Source organism: Clostridioides sp. GD02404, assembly GCF_045898275.1.
Lineage (GTDB): Bacteria > Bacillota > Clostridia > Peptostreptococcales > Peptostreptococcaceae > Clostridioides > Clostridioides difficile_A.
Genome location: NZ_JBJOCA010000053.1, coordinates 1 through 6,482, shown reverse-complemented (window position 1 = coordinate 6,482; position 6,482 = coordinate 1). Strand labels below are relative to the sequence as shown.

Sequence of the window (6,482 nt, the reverse complement as noted above, 5' to 3'; positions counted from 1 at the left end):
CTTTGAAGTTAATTTGTCATATCCTAATTCAGATATATCTGTATCTAATCTTTGAGCTAAATATCTACCCATAGAATAAGAACCACCTAAAACTTTAAATGCGTTTAATCCAAATCTATAAGATTCATCTTTAACATATATTCCGTTTACTCCTAGTGATTTTGCTAAGTTATCTAATTTAACTAAAGGAGTTTTTTCATATTGTGGAAAGCTCTCATGGAAAGCTTTAGCCTTTGCAATTTCTTCATCTTTTAAAAATTCAATCCCTTTTTCTTTTTCCTCAGATTTAGGTAGATTATTTAATTTCCATTTTATTTCTCTCATTTATTTTATATTCCCCTTTCAAATTTTTCGGTGTCATTTTAAGTTTTTATCTTTGTGTCTTCTAGTAAAGCAATTACTATGCCAATATTATTTATTCTAAAAATATTTTTTTTATGTTGGAATTACATACTTTTATAAGATTTCTTTAACTTTTATAAATTTTGAATGTGAAAAATAAGATTTATAAAAGAAAAAATTCTCATATTGGGAAATTTTTATCAATACGAGAATTATCAATTCGAGAAACCGTTTCTTTGTTTTAATTTTTCCTTTATTATGTCTTGTTCTTTATATGTCTATCATTTTGCTAGATATATTACTGTATTTTATTTTCTATAAATATATGGTTATAACCTTCTATAATTTTATATTTTGATTGTTTATGTTACTACTATTCTTCTTCCAATTTTCTATATAATGTAGCCAAACCTATGCCTAAGTCTTTTGCTATTTTTTTCTTTGTCTTTGTATCTCTTCCATACTTATTCAACAACTTACTTATGTAAGTCAACTCTAATTCTTTAATTGAGAGTATCCTTTCTTGATTTTCTACTATCCCTTCAACTATATCATTTTCAAACGTTATACCTGTACTCTTACATACATTTCCATTAATATTATAATAGTTCAAAATATCTAATGGAAGCATATCTTTATATATTATTCCATCATCTCCAACTAAATTCATCATATACTCAACTGCATTTTCCAGTTCCCTTATATTTCCCGGCCAATTATAGTTAATCAACATATTCATAACATTTTCTTCTATTTTATTCAATTGAATACCTAATTCTAAAGAATATTTAGAAGCAAATTTCATCATTATTGCTTCAATATCATCTTTTCTTTCCCTAAGGGGTGGCAAATTTATAGGAATTACATTTAGTCTATAGTATAAATCATCCCTAAATTTACCTTCATTTACTAGTTTCAGTAAATTTTTATTTGTAGCTGCAATTACTCTTATATCTAAATCAATAAGCTTATTTGACCCAATTCTTGCAAATTTTCTTTCCTGTAAGACTCTAAGTAGCTTTGCTTGCAAAGGCATGGACAAATCGCCCATTTCATCAAGAAATATAACACCTTCATTTGCAAGTTCAAATTTACCTACCTTACCACCACTACTAGCTCCACTAAATGCTCCCTTTATATATCCAAACAATTCACTTTCAAGAAGGTTTTCTGGAATAGCAGCACAGTTTATAGCAATAAATGGCTTATTCCATCTGCTACCTTCTGCATGTATAGCTCTAGCAATTAGTTCTTTACCTGTACCACTTTCACCAGTTATAAGGACAGTCGAATTTGATTTTGCTAATTTCTTAGTTCTCTCTTTAACTTTCACCATAGCTTCTGAATTTCCAATTATAGACTCTATATCACTATTTCCCCATCCACTATTTACCTTTCCATGTCCTTTATGGTTGATATATGTCTTGTCAAATATTATTATTTTGTCATATTGATTTATATATGGATATACAGGAATTATTTTGGCATTTATATTATAAATTTTGTTATCAATATCAATTTCTAGCAATTCATGTCCATTTGAGGATGATTCAACTGATACTATATTCACTATATTTTCGATTATATTTTTCTCAATATCTAATTTTTTTAGAGCTATGTTGTTTATATAGGATATTTTGCTATTTATATCCAGTATTATAACGCCTTTTTCAACATTTTCAATTATTTCTATCATCATATTCATTTTTCTGCTACTATTTTTTGACGCTTCATGTTCTTCTATCTTCATGGAAATTAAATCGCATATATGATTGATAAATTTTAAATAATTATCTATTTTTGCACTTATTTCTACTTTTTTAGTTTTATCTGTACTAATAGCACCAATTACCCCTATAGTACGATTATTATATTTTATTGGAACTGCTATTATTACTTTATTTAGGCATTTCATGTAATGGGAACATTCTATACAAAGCTGATTATCACATATATCCAATACGACTAATTCCTGACCTGTCTGTATAACTTTATCATAAATAAAACCCTCAGTAACAACGCTTTCATTTATCTTTGATTTATATAGACCTGTGCCACTAATCCTTATCAATCTGTCATCAACTATTTCAATATCTACATCTAATACACTAGCTACTGTTTCAGTGTATTTTATCATTTCTTGTTGAAATTCTTTTAATTTACTTAACATAGTTTCCCCCATTATAATTTAATTTACCAAATTATCAGTTTAGCTATATTTTAACATATAGTCAATTTTTAAAATATATATAAAACACAAAAAAGCCTTCCTCTTGTAACAGATATATTTTTGGCACAAAATATACATTACATGAGAAAAGCTCAATAGTTAAATATTTAGATAGATTTTTATATAGACTTTTTAATATAAACTTTTTTATTTTAATTGTAGACTTTTTTATTAGTTTTTAATTTTCATTAGTTTTGTTATCATTGTTATTGTTATAATACTGCCATTGCTTCAATTTCTAAAACTGCATCTTTTGGTAATTGAGCAACTTGTACACATGATCTTGCTGGTGGATTTTCTTTAAAATATGTAGCATACACTTCATTAATATCATTAAAATCGTTTAAATCTTTTACGAATACTGTAGTCTTAAATATTTTATCCATACTTGTACCAGCTTGCTCTAATATTGCTTTTACATTATCTAAAGAAGCTTTTGTTGCTTCTTTTGGGTCAGATACTAACTCACCAGTTTTCATATCTATTGGAAGTTGACCTGATGTAGAAACTATATTTCCAACTTGTATTGCTTGAGAATATGGTCCAATTGCTCCTGGAGCTTTCTCTGTAGCTATTACTACTTTTGACATAACTTCACCTCCTATTATTAGGTTATATTTACAGGAAAATAAAATTTCCTAAACACCAATATCAATATGAACCTTTAGATTAAATTTCAAATCTAAAACTTCAAATAATCAATACTCAGATGATTATATTTATTTGTGTTCATGTTAACTTTTATTAAAGCAATTAACATGCCAAACTTTACCTATATATAAAATTTTGTGAAGTCATTCAAACTAGTAACATCTAAATATTTTTGTAAGAAAATGTTTCAAAATTACTTTTTCCTAATGTCAATTTTTTTCTCATATCTAGAATTTTACCAACTTGAGAATTCTTGTTTTGAGAATTTATAGATTAAAACTGACTTCTTAATCTCAAATCATCAAGTTATTATGTATGAAAGGACTATAGTTGACAATCCAACTACTATAAATAATAAAACCTTTACCCAAACCTTATTTACTCTAGTTATCATAGAGCCTATTGAAAATATAATAGCCAAATATAATAGTAACCAAAAAATTATCAATACCCATCACCATTGCTGAGAACTTACAGGTTTCTCTTTTAATAATCTTACTTCACAACATTACCCCTCTCATAATAAGTTCATAATCTATGATTAAATTATTATGTTGATTATCTCCCAGCAACTTTCTCCTTTCCTATTTTTTAAATCTTTTATAGAATTGTATCATGTCTAAGTGAATTTTCATACTATTAAGTCTTTTTTCTAATAAAGCATTAGCTCTCATTCTATGCCCAATAATGTAAGATTGTAGTTATTTTATTGATTTCAATAAATTTATTTAATATACTGATATTAATTATTCTTATATGAAATTATTATTTATTAGGGGGATTTTTTAATATGGGTAAAAGTGAATTAACAGCAGAAACAACAGAGGAAATGTTAAAAGTATTAAGTGGTAAAGATTATAATATTGCTTGTGATTTACATGAACTTGGCAAATCATTAGATTGCAAAATTGAGCCAAAGACAGGGGCTCGTTCTTACAAAATAGTATATTCAACTAAAAAACCAAAACGTAGCTTATTTACTATTGAATGTAACGAAAAAAAATGGAGAGTTAAAGCAAATCTTTTTCATCTAAATTCATATAAAAATTCTGTAGAGGAATGCTCTAAAACTATTAAGGAGAGTATCACTAAAACTCGAACTTGTAAAAAATGTAATTCAAAGTGTATTGGTGGTTCTTCATTTGAATTGGATGGAAAGTCTTACTTAACTTGTATAGGAAGTGGTCATTATTTTGCAAATATGGAAGATACTGATTGGAAAAGTCTAGAAGAATTAATTACTAAAGAAAATAACATCATGCAAGAATCTGTATAATTTTTTATAGTGATTATTAAAATATACGAGTGGCACTAGGTATTTAAATAAGTATTGTAAATAAAAGACAGATTAAAATTAATCTGTCCTTTATTATATACAAACATACTATACCAACTTGCCCATTTCATATGCCTCTTTCATTGACTCGCTTCCCTTAATCTCTCCTACATGCCAAACTCCTACACCATATACTATACCTTTTTCCTTAGACCCATTTAAACATGATGTAAACCCTCTAAATCCTTCTATTGTTCTTTCCATATCATCCACATTTTTATCTGCTGCTGCAACAATAAAATAGAAATCTTTATCACAAATTTCAGTATATCCAGAACAAGTTCTATCAATCATAGTTTTCATTTGTCCATTCATAGTATAAAAATAAACTGGAGTTGCCAAAACAATCACATCTGCTTTAATCATTTTTTCAAGAATTTCTCCCATATCATCCTTCTGTGGACAACTTGCTCCTTTTTCATAACATGCACCACATCCAGTACAATAGTTAACATCTTTATCTTTTAGAAATATCTTCTCTACTTTATTTTTTGATTCTAATGCCCCTTGCATAAATTGGTCACACAATAAATCAGAATTTCCACCTTTTCTAGGGCTTGCAGACACTATTAATACATTTTTACTCATAATATACTTCCTCCACTTATTTATTCATACTGTTTTCTAATGTCTTTTCTTTTTCAACAAGACCTTCTTCATATCTATCAATCTTAAAATTTAATCGTTCCAAAGTTTTTTGCATTTCTTCCATTCTTTTAGCTAATTGATTTCTCTGTTCTATTAAAAGTTCTTTTCTCGCTTGAATAGTACTATTTCCCTGTTGAAACATAGCCACATATTCAATCAGTGTCTCAATAGAAAGGCCTGCACTTCTCATACATTTTATAAAATTAACCCACTCGCAATCTTTTTCTGTAAAAGACCTAATCCCACTTTTATTTCTACCTACAGGTGGTATCAGACCAATTCGCTCATAGTATCGTAAAGTATCTGCTGAAAGCTCGTATTTTTTGCTAACTTCTGAAATCGTCATACATATATACCTCTCTCTTGATATTGTATAGATTAAAATATCATTAAATAACTTAAATAATATTCTATCGAAATTGCTTATTCTGTTTATCTATATTTAGTAAATTATCAAAACTATTTGCCCTATTTATCTACACATAATTATTTTTCAAAATTATTTATCCTGTTTATTTATATCTATTAATTATTTTTCAAAGATTTCTGCCACATTCTTTAAGGCATCTATAATTTTAATATGTTGTGGGCAACTTTCCTCACATTGTTTACATCCAATACAATCTGATGCTTTACCATAAGTCTTAGTATAGTTATTATAGTAAACCATCTGTGTCGAAAATCCAGCATTAAGAGCTTGTTTTTCTGAATTGTACAATGCAAAGTAGTTTGGAATAGCAATATTCTTTGGACATCCCTCTACACAATATTGACATGCAGTACATGGAACTGCAATTGATTCATTAATAATTTCTACAGCTTCATCTATAACATCGTATTCATCTTTTGTGAATGGTTTGAAGTCTTGCATATACCCTGTATTGTCTAATAATTGTTCCATATTTGACATTCCACTTAAGACCATCATTACATTGTCTTTACTTGCTGCAAAACGGATTGCCCAAGATGGTATTGACATATCTGAATTATAGTCATGGAATAACTTCTCTGCTTTTTCTGGTATTTTGGCAAGTGTACCACCTTTTACTGGTTCCATAACAATCACAGGTTTATTGTGTTTCTCTGCTATCTCATAGCATTTTCTAGACTGTATGCTTTCATTGTCCCAGTCTATATAGTTAATCTGTAATTGCACAAAATCTACTTCTGGATGCTCAGTCAAGACTTCATCTAATAATTCTGCACTATCATGAAAAGAAAAACCAATATTCTTTATTTTCCCTTCCTTTTTCTTTTCTTCAATAAACTTAAAAC

At 27.9% G+C, this 6,482-nt stretch carries 6 protein-coding genes and 1 pseudogene; 1 reads left to right on the top strand and 6 read right to left on the bottom strand.

The genetic code is table 11. The features are described 5' to 3' along the window. The 3 genes and pseudogenes from Q3287_RS19190 to Q3287_RS19180 form a co-directional block, all read right to left on the bottom strand. Window positions 1–324, bottom strand: a pseudogene (locus Q3287_RS19190) (diaminopropionate ammonia-lyase); the annotation flags it as partial. Between the two features lie 391 nt (window positions 325–715). Further along, a complete protein-coding gene (locus Q3287_RS19185) occupies window positions 716–2,512 on the bottom strand; it encodes a sigma 54-interacting transcriptional regulator (protein WP_054270761.1) in 1,797 nt (598 codons plus the stop codon). Window positions 2,513–2,784: 272 nt separating this feature from the next. Then, the gene (locus Q3287_RS19180; RefSeq protein WP_407964662.1) at window positions 2,785–3,162 is read right to left on the bottom strand and encodes a RidA family protein; all 378 of its coding nucleotides are present in this window, start codon (window positions 3,160–3,162) and stop codon (window positions 2,785–2,787) included. 851 nt (window positions 3,163–4,013) lie between these two features. Here Q3287_RS19180 and Q3287_RS19175 point away from each other — a divergent pair. Then, the gene (locus Q3287_RS19175) at window positions 4,014–4,499 is read left to right on the top strand and encodes a hypothetical protein (protein WP_054270763.1); all 486 of its coding nucleotides are present in this window, start codon (window positions 4,014–4,016) and stop codon (window positions 4,497–4,499) included. Window positions 4,500–4,607: 108 nt separating this feature from the next. Here Q3287_RS19175 and Q3287_RS19170 read toward each other — a convergent pair whose 3' ends face one another. The 3 genes from Q3287_RS19170 to Q3287_RS19160 all read right to left on the bottom strand — a co-directional run. Continuing rightward, window positions 4,608–5,147: a flavodoxin family protein gene (locus tag Q3287_RS19170; protein WP_054270764.1), complete on the bottom strand. Its 540-nt coding sequence runs from the start codon at window positions 5,145–5,147 to the stop codon at window positions 4,608–4,610. A 16-nt stretch (window positions 5,148–5,163) separates the two neighbouring features. Next, entirely contained in the window at window positions 5,164–5,553 is a 390-nt protein-coding gene (locus Q3287_RS19165) for a MerR family transcriptional regulator (protein ID WP_054270765.1), read from the bottom strand. 183 nt (window positions 5,554–5,736) lie between these two features. Beyond that, window positions 5,737–6,482, bottom strand: a 746-nt coding sequence (locus Q3287_RS19160) for an aldo/keto reductase (RefSeq protein ID WP_407964661.1), incomplete at its 5' end; no start/stop codon positions are given.